The sequence below is a fragment of the Neobacillus sp. DHD-1R genome, assembly GCF_057747995.1.
In genome coordinates this window covers 5216775-5239787 of sequence record NZ_CM173232.1, presented here as the reverse complement: position 1 = coordinate 5239787, position 23013 = coordinate 5216775, and the positions used below count along the sequence as shown (strand labels likewise).

Sequence of the window (23013 nt, the reverse complement as noted above, 5' to 3'; positions counted from 1 at the left end):
TAATTACATCATTTATTTCTATTTACAAAATGAAACCGCTTTATGTGTCTTGGTTTAAGGCACGATCACATCATGAATTTCGGAGGTTTTAACAATGCGTCCTTTTGGTATGAAAGATAAAATCGGCTATTTATTTGGTGATTTTGGAAACGATTTCTTCTTTTTTCTTGTAAGTTCTTTCTTAATGGTTTACTATACTGACGTTTTTGGGATTAGTCCTGTGTTTGTCGGTTCACTCTTTTTAATTGCACGGTTATGGGATGCCTTTGCAGATGTAACCTGGGGTCGGTTTATTGACACAAGAAAAACGGGTAAAAACGGTAAGTTCAAACCGTGGATTTTTCGGATGTCATTTCCACTTGTTATTTCCGGAGCGTTAATGTTCCTGCACATTCCAGGAATGTCAACGGGATTCTATGAAGCATATGCCTTTGTTACCTATATTCTTTGGGGAACTTTATATAGTACAGTTAATATTCCTTATGGCTCAATGGCTTCTGTTATTACAGAAGACCCTGTTCAACGGACAAGCTTATCTACCTTTAGAACAATGGGCTCCATGGCAGCACAATTAATCGTTGGTGCTGTTGGACCACTTATTGTATTTGTCGACAATAAGGCCGATGCCAATCGCTTTTTAATGGCCGGAGTTCTTTTCGCAATTCTGTCAATTGCCTGCTATATGGCGTGTGTGAAGTTATCAACTGAACGAATTGTAGTAGCTGAAACGCAAGGGAAAAAGGCTAATTTCGGTACTACGATTAAAGGTCTTATGAAAAATAAACCATTAATTTGGATCTTAATTGCTTCATTGCTCTTCATGATCAACATGATGTTAGTTGGAACTGTCAATGTATATTTATTTAAAGATTATTTCGGCAATGCAAAAATATTAAGCTTTGTTGGTATTGTTCAATCGGTTTCAGCCTTCATTGCAATTCCATTTGCTAACCCATTAGTGCGTAAGTACGGGAAAAAGGAAATTGCCTCTGTAGGGATGGCCCTTGCTGCCATCGTTTATCTCTTACTGTTTTTCCTACCAAACATTAGTGCAACCGTATTTGTAGCGATCACAGCGCTCGGCATGTTTGGATTTGCTTTCTTTAATATCGTTGTGTGGGCATTTGTAACAGATGTTATTGATTATCATGAATTTTTAACCGGTTTACGGGAAGATGGAACAGTATACTCGATCTATTCCTTTGCCCGGAAGGTTGGCCAAGCGATTGCAGGTGGACTTGGCGGTGCGGTAATCGGTGCCGTTGGTTACAGCGCAGCTCGTCCTGTTCAGCCACAACATGTATTGGATGGAATTCATACTTTGGCAACTTTAGTTCCGGCCGCTGTGTATGCTGTCATCTTCTTAATCTTGGTATTCTTATATCCATTAACGAAAAAGCGCACAAATCAACTAGCGGTTGATTTAACAGAGAAACGTAAAGCAGCAGGAGCTTCGCATAAGTAAGCTTCATTAAACGGTCTATTAAACAATCAGCAAGCGGTATTTCATCCTAAAGATAAAAATGCCGCTTGTTTTTTGTCAAATTCTGTGTCAAATATATTAAATTTTAAAAAACTAATCATCTTTAATAGAAAAAATCAGATAAGTATGCTAGTATACAAGTGTGAAAAGTAGAAAGTGAATTTTACAATTTTATTTTACTGTTAAAATCAATGTTACATCTGTTTTTAGTATATTTTTTCTACATTGATTAACCCTAATCAGTAATTGGAATTGTTAAAAGTGATCCATTATTTATGGATATAGTTTTACCGTAAGTGTATTATAGTTGTTACTACTAAAATGACGGGTGATAATATGTTGCAAAAATTTGAAACACTTAACGAAATGCATAAAGGATATTTAGTTGCAGTTATTCGCGGAAAGAACAAAGAAGATGCAGTTGAGATCTCTAAACAAGCCTTTAAAGGTGGAATTCGTTCCCTTGAGGTCACTTTCTCAACACCTGGTGCAGAGGATGCGATTGCTGAACTTTCTCAATTAGGGGAAAGTGGTATGATTGTTGGCGCAGGAACTGTTTTAGATGCTGAGACAGCAAGAATTGCCATTATGAAAGGTGCGCGTTATGTAGTTAGTCCGCATTTTGATGGTGCGATTGCGACCATGTGTAACCGCTATGCTACTCCATATCTGCCTGGCTGTGGTTCTGTGACAGAAATTATGGAGGCTCTTTCTTTCGGAGTCGATGTAGTTAAATTGTTCCCAGGAAGTTTGATGGGACCAGGATTTATTAAAGATGTTAAAGGGCCAATTCCACATGTTGAATTAATGCCTTCTGGTGGAGTAAGTTTGGATAATATTGATAAGTGGATGAAAAATGGTGCTTTTGCAGTTGGAATTGGCAGTGCATTAACAAAAGGTGTCACAAACGGTGATTATAGTTCAGTCGAAAAAGTTGCCCGCGAGTTCATGGATAAGTTGGCTTCTATTAAGGCGGAATAATCATGAAAAAAGTAGTAACCCTTGGGGAAATTATGCTTCGATTATCAGCACCAAACTATCAAAAAATTGTTCAAGCAAATTCTTTTGATGCGGTATATGGCGGCGGGGAAGCGAATGTTGCTGTCTCCTTAGCAAAATTTGGACTATCCAGTTCCTTCGTGACCAAGTTGCCCGATAATGCGATTGGCACGAGTGCTGAGCAGCAATTAAATCGATTTGGCGTCATGACCAACCATGTTCTGCGTGGAGGAGACCGGCTGGGGATATACTTTTTAGAAAAGGGTTTTTCGATCCGGCCATCAAAGGTCTACTATGACCGGAAGTACTCTTCGTTTGCCATGTCAAAAGCAGAAGAATATGATTTTGATGCTATTTTTGCAGATGCTGATTGGTTTCATATAAGCGGGATCACACCTGCTTTAAATGAAGAGTTATTTACCTTAACGAAGCAGGCGTTAATCGCTGCAAAGGCAAAAGGATTAACGACCAGCTGTGATCTTAATTACAGAAGTGCATTATGGACTTTTGAAAAGGCACGCGAAAAAATGACAGAATTAATCCAATATGTAGATGTATGTATTGGAATAGAACCATTAACATTACTGGATGAAGCAGGACAGGACATTAAAGATAAACTGCCAAAAAATCCTAGCATAGACGATTATGCAGAAGTCATGACACAACTACATAAACAATTTGGATTCAAATATGTGGTCATGACAAAAAGAGAACATGTGTCTGTGAATTGTAATCGATTGCAGGCTTATCTGTTTGATGGTTCAAAAATTTATCAATCTACTGAAGTTGAAGTGGATATTATTGATCGAGTGGGTACAGGTGATGCCTTCTCTGCGGGAATCATTTATTCATTAATTAATGATTATAAACCACAAGAGGCAGTTGAATTTGCTACAGGATGTTTCGCCCTTAAGCATACAATTGAGGGAGATGCGAATTTGATACCTATCTCTGATGTCGAAAAATATATGAGCCGCTCATTTTCCATCAATCGCTAATCAGGGTAACGACTGACTAAAAAAGAGGGAGGGTGTTTGATATGGGATCATTTATTCATGATGATTTTATGCTAAAAAATAAAACAGCTGTAGATTTGTACCATACCTATGCTGAAAAAATGCCGATTTATGATTATCATTGTCATTTATCACCACAGGAAATTGCTGAAAACCGAAAGTTTAACAATATCACAGAACTATGGCTGGCTGGCGACCATTATAAATGGCGTGGTATGAGAGCTAACGGGATTGATGAACGCTATATTACGGGGGACGACAGTGACAAAGAAAAATTTGCTGCTTGGGCAAAAACGGTACCTAATACAGTTGGGAATCCACTCTATCATTGGACCCATTTAGAACTAAAGAAATACTTTGGAATTGAAGAATTATTGAGTGAAGATAACTGGGAACGTATATGGGACCAGTGCAATGCGTTATTACAACAAGATGATTATTCAGTCCAGGGTTTGATTCAACGCTCCAATGTAAAGGTAATTTGTACAACTGACGATCCAACAGATGATTTGTATTATCATGATCAAATCAAACAAAGTGATTTTCCAGTTGTCGTGCTTCCAACATTCCGTCCTGACAAAGGAATCGAGATTAATAAAGAACCCTTTGTTGGATTTGTTCAGCAACTTGAAAAGGTTACAAACAAACAAATATCTTCATTTGAAGATTATTTGAATGCTCTTGAAGAAAGGGTTGAATACTTCCATCAAAAAGGCGGCAGGATTTCGGATCACGGTTTAGGTGATATTCCATTTGCAACCGCAGAACCTGGTGAAGTAGAGGCTATTTTTCAAGCAGGACGCAGTGGTAATGGTGTAAGCCTAGAGGATGAAAAGAAATTCAAAACGGCTGTTCTTCTCTTTTTGGGTAAATGCTATAAAAAGAGAGATTGGGCGATGCAAATTCATTTCGGTGCCATCCGGAATAATAATGCGAGGATGTTCAAAAAGCTAGGACCGGATATTGGGTTTGATTCAATTAATGATCAAGGTGAAGTAGCAGCACCATTAAATGCACTCTTAAATGCATTAGATGAAGATGGTTCATTACCAAAAACGATTCTTTATAACTTGAATCCCGTATACAATGATTTGGTTGGAAGTACGTTAGCTAATTTCCAAACAGAGCCAGGGATTGCTGGTAAAATCCAACTGGGTTCTGGCTGGTGGTTTAACGACACTAAGCAAGGAATGCTTCGCCAGATGAATGCATTAGCCGACCAAGGCTTGTTGATGCATTTTGTCGGCATGCTGACAGATTCACGCAGTTTCATTTCTTACAGCCGTCATGAATACTTCCGCCGGATTTTATGTAATCTTGTCGGTGAATGGGTTGAAGATGGTGAAATTCCGAATGATCAAGCATTGTTGCAAAAACTAATTGAGAATATTTGTTATAACAATGCAAAAAACTATTTTAGCATAGAGGTTAACTAATAAGGAGGCGTATTATTTATGGAAATGAGTTTCCGTTGGTATGGGAAAACAGATAGTATTTCACTAGAAAACATCCGTCAAATTCCCGGCATGAAAGGTATCGTAACAGCAATCTATGATATCCCTGTTGGAGAGGCTTGGCCATTAGAAAAGATTCAAGAATTAAAAAATACAGTTGAAGAAGCAGGCTTACACATTTCGGTTATTGAAAGTGTTCCTGTTCACGAAGATATTAAAATTGGTCTTCCAACTCGTGACAAATACATTGAAAACTATAAAGAAACTTTACGTAATCTAGGTAAAGCTGGCATTCCAGTTGTATGTTACAACTTCATGCCAATCTTTGACTGGACACGTACTGATTTAGATTACCGTCTTCCAGATGGTTCAACAGCCCTTATTTTTGAAGAAGAAGTTGCGAAGAAAATGGATCCGCTAACTGGTGAATTATCACTTCCAGGATGGGATAGCAGCTACAAAAAAGAGGACTTACAAGTTCTATTTGATCATTATAAAAATGTCGATCATGAAACACTTTGGGCGAACTTAGAGTATTTCATTAAAGAAATTATACCTGTTGCTGAAGAAGCTGGCGTTAAAATGGCGATTCACCCAGATGATCCACCAACCGATATCTTTGGATTGCCACGGATTATCACAAACAAAGAAAACCTTGAAAGATTTGTTAACTTATACGACAGCCCATATAATGGCTTAACAATGTGCAGTGGTTCGCTTGGTTGTGATCCAAAAAATGATTTTCCTGAAATGCTTCGTTATTTTGGACAAAAAGGCCGCGTAAACTTTGTACATGCTCGTAACGTAAAACATACAGGCGGTATGTCATTTGAAGAATCTGCTCATGTATCAGAATACGGTTCCATCGATATGTACGAAGTCATCCGCGCGATGAAGGACTTTGATTACACCGGTCCAATTCGCCCAGACCACGGAAGAATGATTTGGGGCGAAACAGGTAAACCAGGCTATGGTTTATATGACCGTGCGCTAGGTGCTACCTATCTAATTGGATTATGGGAAGCAGAAGTAAAAAATAGAAAGTAAATAGAAAAGCGAAAGCGCCCGTTTAGCGAAGTACACTAGCCGCTGGGCGCTGGAGCTAGACAATTTTTTAAGTCAAAAATTATAAACTTTCTTATTCTAAAATAAACCTTCAGGAGGAAATTATCATGACAGTTCCATTTAAAGTGGATTTAACAGATAAAGTTGCCGTTGTTACCGGCGGTGGCGGTGTATTAGGTTCTTATTTTGCTAAAGCATTAGCTGAATGCGGTGCAAAAGTAGCGATTCTTGATCTTCACCAAGAACCAGCAGATAAAGTAGCAAATGAAATCAATGAAGCTGGCGGAAAAGCTATCGGTGTGGCAGCTAACGTTTTAGATAGAGAAGCACTTGAAAAAGCGAGAGAAATCGTTGAAAAAGAGCTAGGAACATGTGATATCCTTCTAAACGGTGCAGGTGGAAATAATCCACGTGGAACCACTGATGATGAATTCTTTAATGCAGAAGAAGTTAAAAAGAATCCAGAAATGAAAACATTCTTTGAACTTGATCCTAAAGGTGTAGGTTTCGTATTTGACTTAAACTTCTTAGGCACATTACTTCCTTCTCAAGTATTTGCAAAAGCAATGACTGAGAAAAAAGGAAGCTGTATCATCAACGTATCATCTATGAACGCTTATACACCATTAACAAAAATACCTGCATACAGTGGAGCAAAAGCAGCTATTAGTAACTTCACACAATGGTGTGCTACTTATTTTGCAAAAGCTGGTATTCGTGTAAATGCGATTGCACCAGGATTCTTAGTAACAAAACAAAATGAAAAATTATTATTTAATGAGGATGGAACACCTACAGCAAGAACAGGTAAAATCCTTGGCAGCACACCAATGGAAAGATTTGGTGAGCCAGAAGAATTGATTGGCGGAGTTCTTTTCTTAGCTAGCGAACAAGCAGCAAGCTTTGTAACTGGCGTTGTCCTTCCAATCGATGGCGGCTTCTCATCTTACACTGGAGTTTAATTCTTTTGAATAGCTAACAGGAGCTCAAGGTTGCTAGTCCCAAGTATGGATTAGCAGCCTTCCTTCATTTACAAAACATGGATAATTAATAGTTTTTTTTCGAAAGATAATAGTGTGTAAAAAATACATAAGCCAAACAACCGAGGTGTAAAGAGAATGAAAGATAAGATTCAAGATTTTCAAAAGACAAAAGACTTTCTCGTATGCGTGGACTCTGACGGCTGTGCGATGGATACGATGGAAGTAAAACATAGAAAAGCATTTGGCCCGGAGGCAGTAAATACTTGGGGTCTTCAGCATATTCAAGATCATTTCCTTGAAGTGTGGAACAATATTAACCTTTATACGCAGACAAGAGGAATCAATCGTTTTAAAGGAGTTATCCAAACATTCGCCGCTCTTCAAGCTGAAGGGATTGATATGCCTGATATTTCTTCCTTTAAAAACTGGACGGAAACCACTTCGGAATTATCCAATCCTTCTCTTCAGAGAGAAATTGAAAAGACCAATGATGAGCAATTAAAGAAGGCATTAGAATGGAGCAATGCCGTAAATAAGTCAATCGAAGAAATGGCTGGGGACGACAGACCATTTGAAGGGGCAAAAGAAGGCTTGCAGGCTGCCAATAATGTCGCTAATGTGGCGATTGTTTCCTCTGCGAATGGTGCGGCTGTTTTGGACGAATGGACAAGACATGAACTTAATGTTCATGTAGATGTGATGCTTGGCCAAGAAGCCGGTACAAAAGCTTATTGTATTGAGCAACTAAAGACATTCGGTTTTGATCAGACCCATGTATTAATGGTGGGCGATGCACCTGGAGATTTAGATGCGGCTCAAAAGAATGGGGTTCTTTATTATCCAATCTTAGTTGGTAAAGAAAAATTCTCTTGGGACCGTTTCAGAAATGAAGCTTTAGGAAAGTTCATCGATGGAAGCTTTGCAGGTGATTACCAACAAAAGTTAATCGATGAATTTAATGATAACTTAAAATAAGCTTTTGGAGGGTCCGAAATGATGCAAAAAATTGCTGGAATGAATATTTCAATGCCTAAAGTAGATTTAAAAGCAAAACCTTATAACTTATCTGATGCAGATATCAAATGGGTAAAGGATACCATTTCAGGCATGTCTGTTGAGGAAAAAATTGGGCAATTATTTATTAACTTATTCTTCTTTGGCGGAGATCAATTTAGCGGCAATAAACTTACAAATGCTGAAATCATGAGTAAATATCATATTGGCGGTGCTCGTTACCAGGGCGGCACTTCCGAGCAAGTACAAGATTTAATTAATGATTTACAATCAAATTCAAAAGTTCCTTTATTGGTGGCAGCAAACTGTGATTCTGGAGGAAACGGTGCCATGAATGATGGTACCTATGTGGCTAAAGCTGCGATGTGTGAAGCATCCGGTGATGAACAAGTATCATTCGATGCTGGTTATGTAAGCGGTCGTGAGGAGCAGGCGATTGGCGTAAACTGGAATTTTGATCCATGTGTTGATATCCTTAAAAACTGGAGAAATACCATTGTCAATACTCGTGCTTACGGAACGAACGCAGAAACGGTTATTAAGCATACAAACGCTTATATTAAAGGATTAACAGAAAGTAATATTGGTGTATGTATTAAACACTGGCCTGGTGATGGTACAGAAGAACGCGACCAGCACTTAGTATTAGGTGTTAATGAATTATCTGTGGATGAATGGGAAGAATCATTCGGTAAAGTATACCGTAATCACATTGAAAATGGTGTGCATTCCATCATGGCAGGTCATATTGCATTGCCTGAATATCAAAAAGCGTTAGTTCCTGGTTTAGAAGACAAAGATGTCTTACCAGCAACATTAGCTCCAGAATTAATTAATGGACTTTTAAAAGGAAAATTTGGCTTCAACGGTTTAGTGTTAACAGATGCTACTCATATGTTAGGGATGACTGCTGCTATGCGCCGTGAAGATTATGTGCCATTAGCCATCGCTGCAGGATGTGACATGTTCTTATTCTTTAACAATATTGATGAAGATTTCAACTTTATGTTAAATGGATACAAAAATGGTGTCATTACAGACGAACGTCTGCATGATGCATTAGAAAGAATTCTCGGACTTAAAGCCTCCCTTGGCTTACACAATGCCCAACAAGAAGGCACGTTATTGCGTACTAGAGAGGACTTAAAAGTTGTTGGTAGTGAAGACCATATAGCACGTGCAAAAGCGGCCGCTGATAAAGGTATCACATTAGTGAAAAATACTTTAGACCAGCTTCCAATCCGCCCAGAAACACACAAGCGTATTCGTCTTTATTTCTTAGAAGGTGAAAAAGGCGGTATTTACGAAGCTAGCACTAAAACACTCGACTTCATCGTTGCCGAGTTAGAAAGACGCGGCTTTGAGGTAACAGTAAACGATGGTACCACTCGTATTAAAGGTCCTACTCTCAAATATCGCGATGAAGTGGATGCAGCTTTAGTCTTTGCAGATGTGATTGGCTATGGTGCACAAAACAACTACCGTATCCAATGGAAAACAGCAATGAGCAACGAGGTACCTTGGTATGTGTATGAAGTTCCGACTGTGTTTGTATCATTAAACTTTACGACACACTTAACAGACGTTCCAATGGTGAAGGCCTACATTAATGCGTACAATGATGATGAAATTTCCATCAGCACAACAATTGATAAAATCATGGGTGAATCAGATTTCAAAGGAACACCAAATGAAAACGTATGGTGTGGTAAATGGGATACTAGACGCTAAATCAATATGTTGAAAAAACCAAAAAGCAACTATCCTTATCGATAGTTGCTTTTTTAAAGAAAAAATGGAGAAAACGGGAGGTTAGAACATGAGAAAAGTTATTAATATGAACCAATCGTGGAAATTTATCAAACAAAATGAAGAACAAGCTCTCGAAAAAAGCTATAACGATGAAAATTGGGAAAGCGTTAACATCCCGCATACATGGAATGCTATTGATGGCGCAAACGGCTTTGACTATTACAAGGGTGCATGTTGGTATAGAAAAGACTTTCAAATAGATACTCCTTCTGAAGGAAATAAGGTCTATATCGAATTCAATGGCTCAAACAGTGTTACTGACGTGTATGTGAATGACCACCACCTTGGGCAGCACCGCGGCGGGTTCTCCATCTTCCGTTTTGATATCACCGACGTGATTGAATTTGGGAAAGCGAATACATTAGCGGTTAAAGTCGACAATACTGTCGTGGAAGACGTTTATCCGCAGATGGCTGATTTCACATTTTATGGTGGTATCTATCGTGATGTTAATCTAGTCATTACCAATCATGTTCATTTTGATTTAATGGATTATGGTTCACAAGGCGTCTACATTGTTCAGGAGCAAGTAACAAACGAACAAGCTCAATTAACAATTAAGGCAAAATTAGTGAATGATTACAAAGAGGAAAAGAAAGTACGAGTATGGGCAGATTTTCTAGATGCAGCCGGAAAAAGTGTAGCTTACGCCGCTAAAGAAGTGTTCTTAGCTGCTGGAGAAACCAAAACAATCGAGATTCCAGCGACCATTCAAAACCCAACCTTATGGAATGGGTTGAAAAATGCTTACATGTATAGAGCAAATGTGTCGCTCGAAAGCTTTAACGATACAGTTGATGAACTTACCATTCCGTTTGGAGTTCGCTATTTTAAGGTTGATTCCGAACAAGGCTTCTTTTTAAATGGAGAACATCTGCCATTGTACGGTGTTTCCAGACACCAGGATCGAAAAGATATGGGCTGGGCCATTACGAACAAAGAGCACAAAGAAGATATGGAATTCATTAAAGAGGTAGGAGCCACTTCGATTCGTTTGGCTCACTATCAGCATGATCAATACTTCTATGACCTTTGTGACCAAGAAGGTATGGTGGTTTGGGCAGAAATTCCGTTTATTTCCGTTATGTCGAAAACAGAACTCGAAGGAATTAACCCAAAACAGCAGATGATCGAACTAATCAGACAAAACTTTAACCACCCATCCATCATGTTCTGGGGCATCCAAAATGAAATCCAAATTGGCGGCGATCGACCAGAAGTTCGCAAATTGGTAAAAGAGTTAAATGAGTTAACGAAAAAAGAAGATCCAACCAGACTTTCGACGATGGCAAACGTCATGTTTGTTCAAGAGAAGGATGAGTATAATTTTATCACCGATATTGTCGGCTATAACAAATATTACGGCTGGTATCAAGGAAAAACGGAAGACTTTGCTACTTGGTTAGATGGATTCCATCAAGTAAATCCCCAAGTGAAATTAGGGATTTCTGAATATGGGGCAGAGGGCATTTTACAATACCATAGTAATGATCCGAAGGTAAAGGATTACACAGAAGAATATCATACCTTATTCCATGAAACGGTTTGGGGTATTTTCTCGAAACGACCATACCTCTGGTCAACATACGTTTGGAATATGTTTGACTTTGGTGCCAACATTCGTGACGAAGGCGGCGTAAAGGGACGCAATAATAAAGGCCTGATGACGTACGACCGCAGAATTAAAAAAGATGCTTTTTATATGTACAAAGCAAACTGGTCCAATGAAAAATTTGTCCATATAACAAGTAAACGTTTTGTTGATCGTGTGGATGAGTCCATTACGGTTAAAGTGTATTCCAACTGTGATCAAGTCACTCTCTTTGCTAATGGAGCGGAAGTGGGAGCGAAGACAAGTGATAGCAGGACCTTTATTTTTGAAAATGTAGCGTTAAAATCAGGATTAAATAAAGTTAAGGCTATTTCGAATCAAGATGGAGTAGAATTTGAGGATATCGCCTTCTTTAATAAAGTCGAGGAAGCTAACCAAAGTTATGTGGCTCCTGAAGCCGAAACAGGAGGTTTAGTAGCAAACTGGTTCACCATGCCTGAAATGGAAGATGTCGAAATAGAGGAATTTGAAATCTCTGATGACGTTTATTCGACGCGTTCTACCCTTGGGGAGCTTTTGAAAAATGAAGAAACGAGAAAAGTAATCGAGAAGTATTTAGTAGGCTTTTCCGAAGAGCACCCAATGTTTGCAATGGCCGAAGGAATGTCAATTGATGTATTGGCATCGATGGCAGAAGAAATGTTTACCGATAAAGTCATGTATATCCTTAATAGGGAATTAACTAAAATTCACAAATAATCTTAGTAAGGTCGTTTCCATGGAAACGGCCTTTTTCAATGTTAAATAGGCGTTTTACTATTCCCTAAAAAATTTGGCAAAGGGAAAACAGTCAGGTCTTTGCATTTCTTCTGAACGCGCGTTAAAGAATAGTGCTAAGAGGTGAAAATGAAGTGACGATTATTACAACCTTTAAAGAAAAAAGACGCGAAAAACAAATCAAATATGAACGTTCCGTGCTGCGGGACTTATCCATCAATACATTGAAAGAACGGGTCAAACAGTATTTTGGTTCAACAAGCCTTGCTTCAAGCTTTGTCATGAATACAGGAATAGAGGAAGCCTGCTATGATGTGGCTCTGGAAGCTTTTCTACTGGGGGCTAAACTCAGTAAATTTGGCTACCATGGAGAAGATCCTGAACAGGTGCGCATGCGTTGCTCTAGAGAAGAAAAACACCTGATTGATACGTTATATAACTTTTTATTATATTGGGGAAATGGTCAAGAAGGTGCCATGAGTGAGTCACTCTACTATCTATGCGAACAATATATCCATGTCTGGTGGAGAGAGGGCTTCGAAAAAGGGCAGCGGCGCCACAAGTTAAGACTGCATTAAAACCAAACATTTCTTCCTGTTCTAAAACGGTTCTAAAACTTTTCCTTGTCCCATATAGTGTAGGGAACATGGACGAGCGGGAAGGAATGATTTTGGTGTCAAAGCGCAGATTGAAATTGACTAGCTTTATTGCGGGATTACTTGTGTTATTTTTCATACTACAGCATGACTTTAGTGAAAATAACTCGTGGAAAACCTGGAATCTACCCTTGTCAGGTAAAATTATTTTATTAGATGCTGGCCACGGCGGTCCAGATGGAGGCGCTGGTACCGGTAAAACGCTAGAAAAGGACATTGCCTTAGAAATTACGCATAAGGTCCGGGATTATCTTCAAGAGCAAGGGGCCCTTGTGATTATGACAAGGGAAAAGGACGAAGATTTAGCCGATCCCGATACAAGAGGCTACAGTCGAAGAAAAGTAGAGGATCTGAAAAAAAGATTAAAAATGATTAATACCTCCGATAATGACTTATTTGTCAGTATACATTTAAATGCCATTCCCTCTTCAAGATGGAGTGGGGCCCAAACCTTCTACGCTCCCCATCATAAGGAGAATGCCAGGGCTGCTAAATTTATTCAAGAAGAGCTCCGCCGAAATCTGGAGAATACCACCCGTAAAGCAAAGCCCATTAATCAAGTATATATACTAAAGTATGCCAAAAAACCAGGCGTATTGGTAGAGGTTGGCTTTCTCTCTAATCCGACAGAAAAAGCGTTGTTAAAAAAGGACTCCTATCAGGAAAAAGTAGCTGCCTCCATTAATAATGGGATATTGCGCTATTTTACAAAGGAGAAGGAGTTAAAAGAAACAGATTAAGGAGATGGCGGCATCCTCCTTTTTTTGTGATTATTAAGCTATCGTGCATTTCTAATGTGATAAACGTGTGATTCATTTAACTGTTTCCATGCTTGAATATGGTATACTGAGAAATGGAAACGAATACAAAAGGTGAGGTGTTTTTTATGTTAACAGAGGTGAGCATCCGTGAAGTTTTGGGCGGACTCAAGGAACCATTTTTACATAAAACGTTAGCTGAATTAAATGCAATTCAGGAAATTAAGATTAAAGAAGAAAAAAATCACGTAAGTGTAAAGATAGCCATAGCTAAAACGGGGACAAGCGAACAACTGCAGCTGCAAACCCAAATTGTTAACTTGCTTAAAGAAGCAGGAGCCGCAACAGTGGGCATCCGTTTTAGTGAACTGCCTGAAGAAGTTTTAGCTGCGCATCGACATGCGGAACCCGAACAAGAAAAAAATCTCCTTAATTCAGATCAAACCACCTTCATTGCCATAGCAAGTGGAAAAGGCGGCGTTGGTAAATCAACGGTTTCCGTAAACCTTGCTGTTGCCCTAGCTCGTTTAGGGAAAAAGGTTGGCCTCATCGACGCTGATATTTATGGGTTCAGCGTACCAGATATGATGGGAATAACTAATCGACCTGTTGTTCGTGGGGAAAAAATTATCCCTGTTGAACGTTTTGGTGTTCAAGTCATTTCGATGGGCTTCTTTGTTGAAGACAACGCCCCCATTATCTGGCGTGGACCAATGCTTGGAAAAATGTTAAATAGTTTCTTCAATGAAGTAGAATGGGGAGACATTGATTATTTACTACTAGATTTACCACCAGGGACAGGGGACGTCGCCTTAGATGTTCATACGATGCTACCTGCATGCAAGGAAATTATTGTAACGACTCCACATCCAACCGCAGCATTTGTTGCAGCCCGTGCTGGTGCAATGGCCTTACGGACCGAGCATGAGGTACTAGGAGTCATTGAGAATATGGCTTATTTTGAGAGTAAGGTAACAGGCGAAAAGGAATATGTATTTGGCCGTGGCGGCGGAGATAAATTAGCTGAAGAATTAAATACAGAAGTTCTAGGCCGTCTTCCACTTAACCAACCAGATTGGAACGATGAGGATTTTGCTCCATCTGTTTATCAGGAGGACCATCAAATTGGTAAAATCTATTTAGAAATTGCTGAAAAAGTAACAAGTCTGCTTAAAAAGTAAGCAATTAGAAAAGGGTCAGACCTCACATTGCAGCGACCTGTTGATGTTGTGGGGTCTGACCCTTTGTGTTGGGAATAAGTTAACCATAATTGTAGGAATTTATTGAAGCATTTGGTTTTCTTAAGGCTTTGTCCCCCAAATCCACTTTTACTTCTCGACGCTATTTCTTGGTTGTAGAGGTTTTTGTCTCCTCGGCAGCCTTTAAGAGTAATTCCTCTATCTTTGCCTTATAAAGAGGACTATCAAGGGTTTCTGTAATGAGCTTTTGGAGCTGTTCACGATAATCCTTACTTTTTAGGGCATCCGCCATTTCTTTTTTAATCTCAGGCTCTTTAAAAACCTCAATCATCATTGCTCTATATTCAGGGTCATTCATTAATTCCTTTAATAATGTCTGGTTCTCTTTTTTCATATTTTTAGCAACGCCCTGAGCAAACTTTGGATCACTGAACGTTTTCTTCCAAAACTCAGTTGCTTTGTCTGTTGTTAGTGTTTGTTGGATTGTGTCAGAGACCACCTTCTGATCCATGACAAGCTTCTCCTTCATCGTATCATCGGTCATTACATCTTGAATAGCCTTCTTACCATCATCTGTTTTTAGAATATCAACAACCATTTTCTTAGTTTGGTCGTAATCAAGTTGCCCTCCGCTACTGCCAGTATCGCTCGAAGAACAGCTTGTTAATATCAACATGATGGGTAGGAGGAGCAATATCGTTTTCCCTTTCATTTTCAAGCTCCTTTCACATAAATATCCTTAATTTTAGGATGAATAAAAAATGGTAAGATTATGCGTAAGGATATCAAATTATAGATTTTTCCTATTTGGCTTGGTACAATCAGTATGGTATTTATTTTTTTACTTGGAGGTTTATAGTGTGACAAGCCGTAATTGGGTAAGACTGTTTTTGACCACATTATTAGTTGGCGGGGTCACGACGGCTATTGTGGGTTTTATTATTCGCTGGAATGAATTTCAGCCTTATTTTATTGAATTTAAAATCATTGATATTTTATCAACGTTAATTTGGTTAATTGGGATGGGATGTCTATTTAGCTTAATAAGCCAATTGGGCTTTTTTGCTTATTTAACGGTTCACCGCTTCGGTTTAGGAATTTTTAAATCTGCTTCCCTTTGGAATGCCGTTCAAGTGGTTCTGATCTTATTTGCATTCTATGATTTAATTAGTTGGCGATTTGATAAATTCGCGAAAGCAGGGGAATCTATTCTTCCCTATTTCTTGCCTGCAATCCTCCTTTTAGTGGTTGCACTTGCGGTTGCCTGGGTAAAAATGAAACAGACAAATAGCGGGGCGTTTATTCCGGCCCTGTTTGTTATGATTGTGGTTACAATAATAGAATGGGTTCCTGCCATTAAAGCAAATGATAATAGCTGGCTTTATCTAATGATGTTAGCTTTAATGGCTTGCAATGCCTATCAATTATTAATCCTTCATAAATTGAATATGCAATCGCAACAAGAAAGACAATTACGAGCAAGCCAATCAAACTCTAAAGCAAACAAGAATCCAAAAAATAAGAAAATGACCAAAAAACCGTCCATGTAATGGGCGGCTTTTTCGTAAGCTATATGAACATCAGAATACAGCGATTATTACTGAGACCTGTTTTTAAATAGACTATCTAATTTCTTTTGACTGGACCTCTCCGTTTGCAATCATTTCGGAAACGGAAACCAGTTTTAAGCCTTTTTGTCTGATATCTGCCAAAATGAGCGGCAGGGCTTTTGCCGTTTGTTTGGCTGAATCTGAGGCATGAAGAAGAATAATATCTCCGTTTTTAGCCTTACTTACGTTTTTAACTATTTTTTCTACACCTGGATTTTGCCAATCTTTTGAGTCAATTTTCCAATGAATAACGGTGTATCCATACCTTTTAGCAATTTGTAAGGTACGCTTATCAAAATGCCCTGTCGGAGCACGTAAAAGCTTTATATCCTTTACATTTAACTTTGTAAAGGCCTCTTGGGCTTTTGAGATATCCTTCGCAATTTTTGCATCCTCTAAATCATTGTAATCGACATAATTGTAACCAAGCATCCCAATTTCATAGCCTTCCTTTGCAATCCGGCTGACTAAATCAGGATGTTGTTCTGCCCAGGAACCTGCTAAAAAGAAAGTGGCTGACTTCACATTTTCCTTTTTCAACGTATCTAAGATTGGCTCTGCTTTTTCATCACCCCAACCAATATTAAATGTAAGGGCTAAATCCTTTTCACCGCGATAGATCGCATTCGTGCTGTCCTTCGTTGAAAAGACAGGAACTTGCACCATGTTTTCCATATAGAGAAACCAAGCAGTAAAAAAAGCGGCAATAAAGATTAGTGATAGGCTTTTTAATGATTTTCCGTTTAATACAAAAAAGAATTTCATCCTTCCCACCTCGTCCAATACAGTCCTTGTCTCAAACCTATGCTTGCATTTTTAATAATATGATTAAAGAATTTTATTATAAAATTTCAATAATTGGAAAAGACTACTATAACTACAAACTTTGTTGGGGGTTATTTTATGTTTGGACTTCTAATCAATGATAAAGAAGTAAAAGAAGTGGAATACCTTATAAAAAGAGAAATGGATGAGATATTATTTGATTTAAAGGATGACCGTATTGATCATATTGTAAAAAGAGCAATGGAAGAGAGATACAAAATACTATTTACCTTATTTAAAAGGGTAGCATCGCCACAAGAATGCTTTAAATATATGAGAAGAGGAGGTAAGAAGGACCGAAAAAGGGTTGATTAATATTTTTTATAAAATGCGTTGACAATTATTTAGTATCTTGTTATAGTAATAAACGTCGCTGCTGACAGTAACAAAAACAGCTTAAAAAAGTTGTTGACATTACTAATGACAGCTGATATATTAATAAAGTCGCTTTTGAGCGATTGGAAAATTGTTCTTTGAAAACTAAACAAACAAAAGCGTCAACAAACAATAAATTATTAGTTTCTTACGAAACTAAGCCAACGTAACATTTATGAGCTAATCAACTTTCTTGGAGAGTTTGATCCTGGCTCAGGACGAACGCTGGCGGCGTGCCTAATACATGCAAGTCGAGCGGATCAACAGGAGCTTGCTCCTGTTGGTTAGCGGCGGACGGGTGAGTAACACGTGGGCAACCTGCCTGTAAGACTGGGATAACACCGGGAAACCGGTGCTAATACCGGATAATCTTTTTCTTCACATGAAGAAAAACTGAAAGACGGTTTCGGCTGTCACTTACAGATGGGCCCGCGGCGCATTAGCTAGTTGGTGAGGTAACGGCTCACCAAGGCGACGATGCGTAGCCGACCTGAGAGGGTGATCGGCCACACTGGGACTGAGACACGGCCCAGACTCCTACGGGAGGCAGCAGTAGGGAATCTTCCACAATGGACGAAAGTCTGATGGAGCAACGCCGCGTGAGCGATGAAGGCCTTCGGGTCGTAAAGCTCTGTTGTTAGGGAAGAACAAGTATCGGAGTAACTGCCGGTACCTTGACGGTACCTAACCAGAAAGCCACGGCTAACTACGTGCCAGCAGCCGCGGTAATACGTAGGTGGCAAGCGTTGTCCGGAATTATTGGGCGTAAAGCGCGCGCAGGCGGTCCTTTAAGTCTGATGTGAAAGCCCACGGCTCAACCGTGGAGGGTCATTGGAAACTGGGGGACTTGAGTGCAGAAGAGGAAAGCGGAATTCCACGTGTAGCGGTGAAATGCGTAGAGATGTGGAGGAACACCAGTGGCGAAGGCGGCTTTCTGGTCTGTAACTGACGCTGAGGCGCGAAAGCGTGGGGAGCAAACAGGATTAGATACCCTGGTAGTCCACGCCGTAAACGATGAGTGCTAAGTGTTAGGGGGTTTCCGCCCCTTAGTGCTGCAGCTAACGCATTAAGCACTCCGCCTGGGGAGTACGGCCGCAAGGCTGAAACTCAAAGGAATTGACGGGGGCCCGCACAAGCGGTGGAGCATGTGGTTTAATTCGAAGCAACGCGAAGAACCTTACCAGGTCTTGACATCCTCTGACACTCCTAGAGATAGGACGTTCCCCTTCGGGGGACAGAGTGACAGGTGGTGCATGGTTGTCGTCAGCTCGTGTCGTGAGATGTTGGGTTAAGTCCCGCAACGAGCGCAACCCTTGTTCTTAGTTGCCAGTATTCAGTTGGGCACTCTAAGGAGACTGCCGGTGACAAACCGGAGGAAGGTGGGGATGACGTCAAATCATCATGCCCCTTATGACCTGGGCTACACACGTGCTACAATGGATGGTACAAAGGGCAGCAAAGCCGCGAGGCCTAGCCAATCCCATAAAACCATTCTCAGTTCGGATTGTAGGCTGCAACTCGCCTACATGAAGCCGGAATCGCTAGTAATCGCGGATCAGCATGCCGCGGTGAATACGTTCCCGGGCCTTGTACACACCGCCCGTCACACCACGAGAGTTTGTAACACCCGAAGTCGGTGGGGTAACCGCAAGGAGCCAGCCGCCTAAGGTGGGACAGATGATTGGGGTGAAGTCGTAACAAGGTAGCCGTATCGGAAGGTGCGGCTGGATCACCTCCTTTCTAAGGATAATGCAGTCCTTTCGGACTGATAAGAAGTTGACCGTTTTTTGTTTGTTTAGTTTTGAGAGTACAATCTCTCGAAACATTCGTTCTTTGAAAACTAGATAATCGTAAGAAGAAGCAAGTAAAACATCGAGAATTCGCCATTTTAGTTTTCTCTCTTTTTTATTAAGAGAAACAAACCTTTTAGGTTAAGTTAGAAAGGGCGCACGGTGAATGCCTTGGCACTAGGAGCCGATGAAGGACGGGACTAACACCGATATGCTTCGGGGAGCTGTAAGTAAGCTTTGATCCGGAGATTTCCGAATGGGGAAACCCACTGCTCGTAATGGAGTAGTATCTTTACCTGAATACATAGGGTATGGATGGCATACCCGGGGAACTGAAACATCTAAGTACCCGGAGGAAGAGAAAGCAAACGCGATTCCCTGAGTAGCGGCGAGCGAAACGGGACATAGCCCAAACCAAGAGGCTTGCCTCTTGGGGTTGTAGGACACTCAACATGGAGTTACAAAGGAACGGGGTAGATGAAGCGATCTGGAAAGGTCCGTCATAGAAGGTAAAAACCCTGTAGTTGAAACTTCGTTCCCTCCTGAGTGGATCCTGAGTACGGCCGGACACGAGAAATCCGGTCGGAAGCAGGGAGGACCATCTCCCAAGGCTAAATACTCCCTAGTGACCGATAGTGAACCAGTACCGTGAGGGAAAGGTGAAAAGCACCCCGGAAGGGGAGTGAAATAGTTCCTGAAACCGTGTGCCTACAAGTAGTCAGAGCCCGTTAATGGGTGATGGCGTGCCTTTTGTAGAATGAACCGGCGAGTTACGATCCCATGCAAGGTTAAGTTGAAAAGACGGAGCCGCAGCGAAAGCGAGTCTGAATAGGGCGAATGAGTATGTGGTCGTAGACCCGAAACCAGGTGATCTACCCATGTCCAGGGTGAAGTCCAGGTAACACTGGATGGAGGCCCGAACCCACGCACGTTGAAAAGTGCGGGGATGAGGTGTGGGTAGCGGAGAAATTCCAATCGAACTTGGAGATAGCTGGTTCTCTCCGAAATAGCTTTAGGGCTAGCCTCACGTAGTAAGAGTCTTGGAGGTAGAGCACTGTTTGGACTAGGGGCCCTCATCGGGTTACCGAATTCAGACAAACTCCGAATGCCAAAGACTTATCCGTGGGAGTCAGACTGCGAGTGATAAGATCCGTAGTCAAAAGGGAAACAGCCCAGACCACCAGCTAAGGTCCCAAAGTATACGTTAAGTGGAAAAGGATGTGGAGTTGCTTAGACAACCAGGATGTTGGCTTAGAAGCAGCCACCATTTAAAGAGTGCGTAATAGCTCACTGGTCGAGTGACTCTGCGCCGAAAATGTACCGGGGCTAAACGTATCACCGAAGCTGTGGATTGACATCAACGATGTCAGTGGTAGGAGAGCGTTCTAAGGGCGTTGAAGCTAGACCGTAAGGACTGGTGGAGCGCTTAGAAGTGAGAATGCCGGTATGAGTAGCGAAAGATGAGTGAGAATCTCATCCACCGAATGCCTAAGGTTTCCTGAGGAAGGCTCGTCCGCTCAGGGTTAGTCGGGACCTAAGCCGAGGCCGAAAGGCGTAGGCGATGGACAACAGGTTGATATTCCTGTACCACCTCTTTATCGTTTGAGTGATGGGGGGACGCAGGAGGATAGGGTAAGCGCGCTGTTGGATATGCGCGTCTAAGCAGCTAGGCTGGTAAGTAGGAAAATCCGCTTACCGTGAAGGCTGAGCTGTGACAGCGAGGGAAATTTAGTACCGAAGTTCCTGATTCCACACTGCCAAGAAAAGCCTCTAGCGAGATAAAAGGTGCCCGTACCGCAAACCGACACAGGTAGGCGAGGAGAGAATCCTAAGGTGAGCGAGAGAACTCTCGTTAAGGAACTCGGCAAAATGACCCCGTAACTTCGGGAGAAGGGGTGCTCTTTGGGGTGAATAGCCTCGAAGAGCCGCAGTGAATAGGCCCAGGCGACTGTTTAGCAAAAACACAGGTCTCTGCGAAGCCGCAAGGCGAAGTATAGGGGCTGACGCCTGCCCGGTGCTGGAAGGTTAAGAGGAGGGGTTAGCGCAAGCGAAGCTCTGAATCGAAGCCCCAGTAAACGGCGGCCGTAACTATAACGGTCCTAAGGTAGCGAAATTCCTTGTCGGGTAAGTTCCGACCCGCACGAAAGGCGTAACGATCTGGGCACTGTCTCAACGAGAGACTCGGTGAAATTATAGTACCTGTGAAGATGCAGGTTACCCGCGACAGGACGGAAAGACCCCGTGGAGCTTTACTGTAGCCTGATATTGAATTTTGGTACAGCTTGTACAGGATAGGTAGGAGCCTGAGAAGCCGGAGCGCTAGCTTCGGTGGAGGCGTCGGTGGGATACTACCCTGGCTGTATTGAAATTCTAACCCGCACCCCTGATCGGGGTGGGAGACAGTGTCAGGTGGGCAGTTTGACTGGGGCGGTCGCCTCCTAAAGAGTAACGGAGGCGCCCAAAGGTTCCCTCAGAATGGTTGGAAATCATTCGTAGAGTGTAAAGGCACAAGGGAGCTTGACTGCGAGACCTACAAGTCGAGCAGGGACGAAAGTCGGGCTTAGTGATCCGGTGGTTCCGCATGGAAGGGCCATCGCTCAACGGATAAAAGCTACCCCGGGGATAACAGGCTTATCTCCCCCAAGAGTCCACATCGACGGGGAGGTTTGGCACCTCGATGTCGGCTCATCGCATCCTGGGGCTGTAGTCGGTCCCAAGGGTTGGGCTGTTCGCCCATTAAAGCGGTACGCGAGCTGGGTTCAGAACGTCGTGAGACAGTTCGGTCCCTATCCGTCGTGGGCGCAGGAAATTTGAGAGGAGCTGTCCTTAGTACGAGAGGACCGGGATGGACGCACCGCTGGTGTACCAGTTGTCTTGCCAAAGGCATCGCTGGGTAGCTATGTGCGGACGGGATAAGTGCTGAAAGCATCTAAGCATGAAGCCCCCCTCAAGATGAGATTTCCCATAGCGTCAAGCTAGTAAGAACCCTGAAAGATGATCAGGTTGATAGGTCAGAGGTGGAAGCGTGGCGACATGTGGAGCTGACTGATACTAATCGTTCGAGGACTTAACCAAATAGAAAAGCGGAGGCGACTGGTCAACTTCGACAGACGTTGGAGAGCCGGCACTGCAAATCCTGGTTTTGGATTTGAAGGGACGGATCGAAACGGCCGAGAAGTAAGGAGCCGCAGCTGGACAAATTTTAAAGCGAACTTGAGTTTTACCACACTTCTTCTAGATTATTTAGTTTTGAGGGAATGAAAAAATTTAAATTTCCTCTTGAAAAATATAAAAAAGACATTATAATAAAATAGTGTCGAATAAATAGTCTGGTAATTAAGGCGAGAAGGTCACACCCGTTCCCATACCGAACACGGAAGTTAAGCTTCTCAGCGCCGATGGTAGTTGGGACACGCGTCCCTGTGAGAGTAGGACGTTGCCAGGCTGTAATATTATTATTGTTCCGCAGTAGCTCAGTGGTAGAGCTATCGGCTGTTAACCGATCGGTCGTAGGTTCGAGTCCTACCTGCGGAGCCATTTTTTTCATCAAAGAAAATCAGCTATGCTTCCATAGCTCAGTAGGTAGAGCACTTCCATGGTAAGGAAGAGGTCAGCGGTTCGAGCCCGCTTGGAAGCTTACCTATA

16 protein-coding genes, 2 tRNA genes and 3 rRNA genes are annotated in these 23013 nt (G+C 41.5%); 19 read left to right on the top strand and 2 right to left on the bottom strand.

Annotation, left to right across the window (positions count from 1 at the left end; all coding sequences use genetic code 11):
* The first annotated feature begins 94 nt into the window (after positions 1 to 94).
* From AC3ANL_RS25780 to AC3ANL_RS25725, 12 genes are all read left to right on the top strand, one after another.
* A complete protein-coding gene (locus tag AC3ANL_RS25780) occupies positions 95 to 1465 on the top strand; it encodes an MFS transporter (protein WP_488327116.1) in 1371 nt (456 codons plus the stop codon).
* Positions 1466 to 1822: 357 nt separating this feature from the next.
* Positions 1823 to 2464 carry a bifunctional 2-keto-4-hydroxyglutarate aldolase/2-keto-3-deoxy-6-phosphogluconate aldolase gene (locus AC3ANL_RS25775; protein WP_488329840.1) on the top strand — a complete coding sequence of 214 codons (642 nt, stop codon included), beginning with the start codon at positions 1823 to 1825 and terminating at the stop codon, positions 2462 to 2464.
* Between the two features lie 2 nt (positions 2465 to 2466).
* A complete protein-coding gene (locus AC3ANL_RS25770; RefSeq protein ID WP_488327115.1) occupies positions 2467 to 3480 on the top strand; it encodes a PfkB family carbohydrate kinase in 1014 nt (337 codons plus the stop codon).
* Positions 3481 to 3521: 41 nt separating this feature from the next.
* Entirely contained in the window at positions 3522 to 4934 is a 1413-nt protein-coding gene (uxaC, locus tag AC3ANL_RS25765) for a glucuronate isomerase (RefSeq protein ID WP_488327114.1), read from the top strand.
* 18 nt (positions 4935 to 4952) lie between these two features.
* On the top strand, positions 4953 to 5999 hold the full coding sequence (gene uxuA / locus AC3ANL_RS25760; protein ID WP_488327113.1) for a mannonate dehydratase: 1047 nt from the start codon (positions 4953 to 4955) through the stop codon (positions 5997 to 5999).
* 125 nt (positions 6000 to 6124) lie between these two features.
* The gene (locus AC3ANL_RS25755; protein ID WP_488327112.1) at positions 6125 to 6979 is read left to right on the top strand and encodes an SDR family oxidoreductase; all 855 of its coding nucleotides are present in this window, start codon (positions 6125 to 6127) and stop codon (positions 6977 to 6979) included.
* Positions 6980 to 7135: 156 nt separating this feature from the next.
* Positions 7136 to 7975: an HAD family hydrolase gene (locus AC3ANL_RS25750; RefSeq protein WP_488327111.1), complete on the top strand. Its 840-nt coding sequence runs from the start codon at positions 7136 to 7138 to the stop codon at positions 7973 to 7975.
* Positions 7976 to 7993: 18 nt separating this feature from the next.
* Entirely contained in the window at positions 7994 to 9745 is a 1752-nt protein-coding gene (locus AC3ANL_RS25745) for a glycoside hydrolase family 3 protein (RefSeq protein WP_488327110.1), read from the top strand.
* An 88-nt stretch (positions 9746 to 9833) separates the two neighbouring features.
* On the top strand, positions 9834 to 12137 hold the full coding sequence (locus tag AC3ANL_RS25740; RefSeq protein WP_488327109.1) for a glycoside hydrolase family 2 protein: 2304 nt from the start codon (positions 9834 to 9836) through the stop codon (positions 12135 to 12137).
* Between the two features lie 152 nt (positions 12138 to 12289).
* The gene (locus tag AC3ANL_RS25735) at positions 12290 to 12733 is read left to right on the top strand and encodes a YbaK family protein (RefSeq protein WP_488327108.1); all 444 of its coding nucleotides are present in this window, start codon (positions 12290 to 12292) and stop codon (positions 12731 to 12733) included.
* A 95-nt stretch (positions 12734 to 12828) separates the two neighbouring features.
* Entirely contained in the window at positions 12829 to 13551 is a 723-nt protein-coding gene (cwlD, locus tag AC3ANL_RS25730; protein ID WP_488327107.1) for an N-acetylmuramoyl-L-alanine amidase CwlD, read from the top strand.
* A 146-nt stretch (positions 13552 to 13697) separates the two neighbouring features.
* Positions 13698 to 14750 (top strand): Mrp/NBP35 family ATP-binding protein, encoded by a 1053-nt coding sequence (locus AC3ANL_RS25725; RefSeq protein ID WP_488327106.1) that lies wholly within the window; start codon positions 13698 to 13700, stop codon positions 14748 to 14750.
* A gap of 160 nt (positions 14751 to 14910) precedes the next feature.
* On the opposite strand, the gene gerD is transcribed toward AC3ANL_RS25725, so the two are convergent.
* Complete coding sequence (gerD, locus tag AC3ANL_RS25720) at positions 14911 to 15480, bottom strand: spore germination lipoprotein GerD (protein ID WP_488327105.1); 570 nt, start codon at positions 15478 to 15480, stop codon at positions 14911 to 14913.
* 148 nt (positions 15481 to 15628) lie between these two features.
* Here gerD and AC3ANL_RS25715 point away from each other — a divergent pair, with 148 nt between their 5' ends.
* Positions 15629 to 16318 carry a KinB-signaling pathway activation protein gene (locus AC3ANL_RS25715; protein WP_488327104.1) on the top strand — a complete coding sequence of 230 codons (690 nt, stop codon included), beginning with the start codon at positions 15629 to 15631 and terminating at the stop codon, positions 16316 to 16318.
* 72 nt (positions 16319 to 16390) lie between these two features.
* On the opposite strand, the gene pdaB is transcribed toward AC3ANL_RS25715, so the two are convergent.
* Positions 16391 to 17143, bottom strand: coding sequence for a polysaccharide deacetylase family sporulation protein PdaB (gene pdaB, locus AC3ANL_RS25710; protein WP_488327103.1), 753 nt, complete (start codon positions 17141 to 17143; stop codon positions 16391 to 16393).
* A gap of 138 nt (positions 17144 to 17281) precedes the next feature.
* Between pdaB and AC3ANL_RS25705 the strand changes: the two genes are divergently transcribed.
* The 6 genes from AC3ANL_RS25705 to AC3ANL_RS25680 all read left to right on the top strand — a co-directional run bounded on the left by AC3ANL_RS25705 (position 17282) and on the right by AC3ANL_RS25680 (position 23005).
* Positions 17282 to 17518: a hypothetical protein gene (locus AC3ANL_RS25705; protein ID WP_488327102.1), complete on the top strand. Its 237-nt coding sequence runs from the start codon at positions 17282 to 17284 to the stop codon at positions 17516 to 17518.
* A gap of 250 nt (positions 17519 to 17768) precedes the next feature.
* Positions 17769 to 19318, top strand: a 16S ribosomal RNA gene (locus AC3ANL_RS25700).
* A 189-nt stretch (positions 19319 to 19507) separates the two neighbouring features.
* Positions 19508 to 22443 (top strand): 23S ribosomal RNA (locus tag AC3ANL_RS25695).
* A 253-nt stretch (positions 22444 to 22696) separates the two neighbouring features.
* Positions 22697 to 22813: ribosomal RNA gene (gene rrf, locus AC3ANL_RS25690) — 5S ribosomal RNA — on the top strand.
* Together the 16S, 23S and 5S rRNA genes with 2 tRNA genes alongside form the textbook arrangement of a ribosomal RNA operon.
* A gap of 17 nt (positions 22814 to 22830) precedes the next feature.
* A tRNA-Asn gene (locus AC3ANL_RS25685) sits at positions 22831 to 22905 on the top strand.
* 27 nt (positions 22906 to 22932) lie between these two features.
* A tRNA-Thr gene (locus tag AC3ANL_RS25680) sits at positions 22933 to 23005 on the top strand.
* Positions 23006 to 23013: the final 8 nt, after the last annotated feature.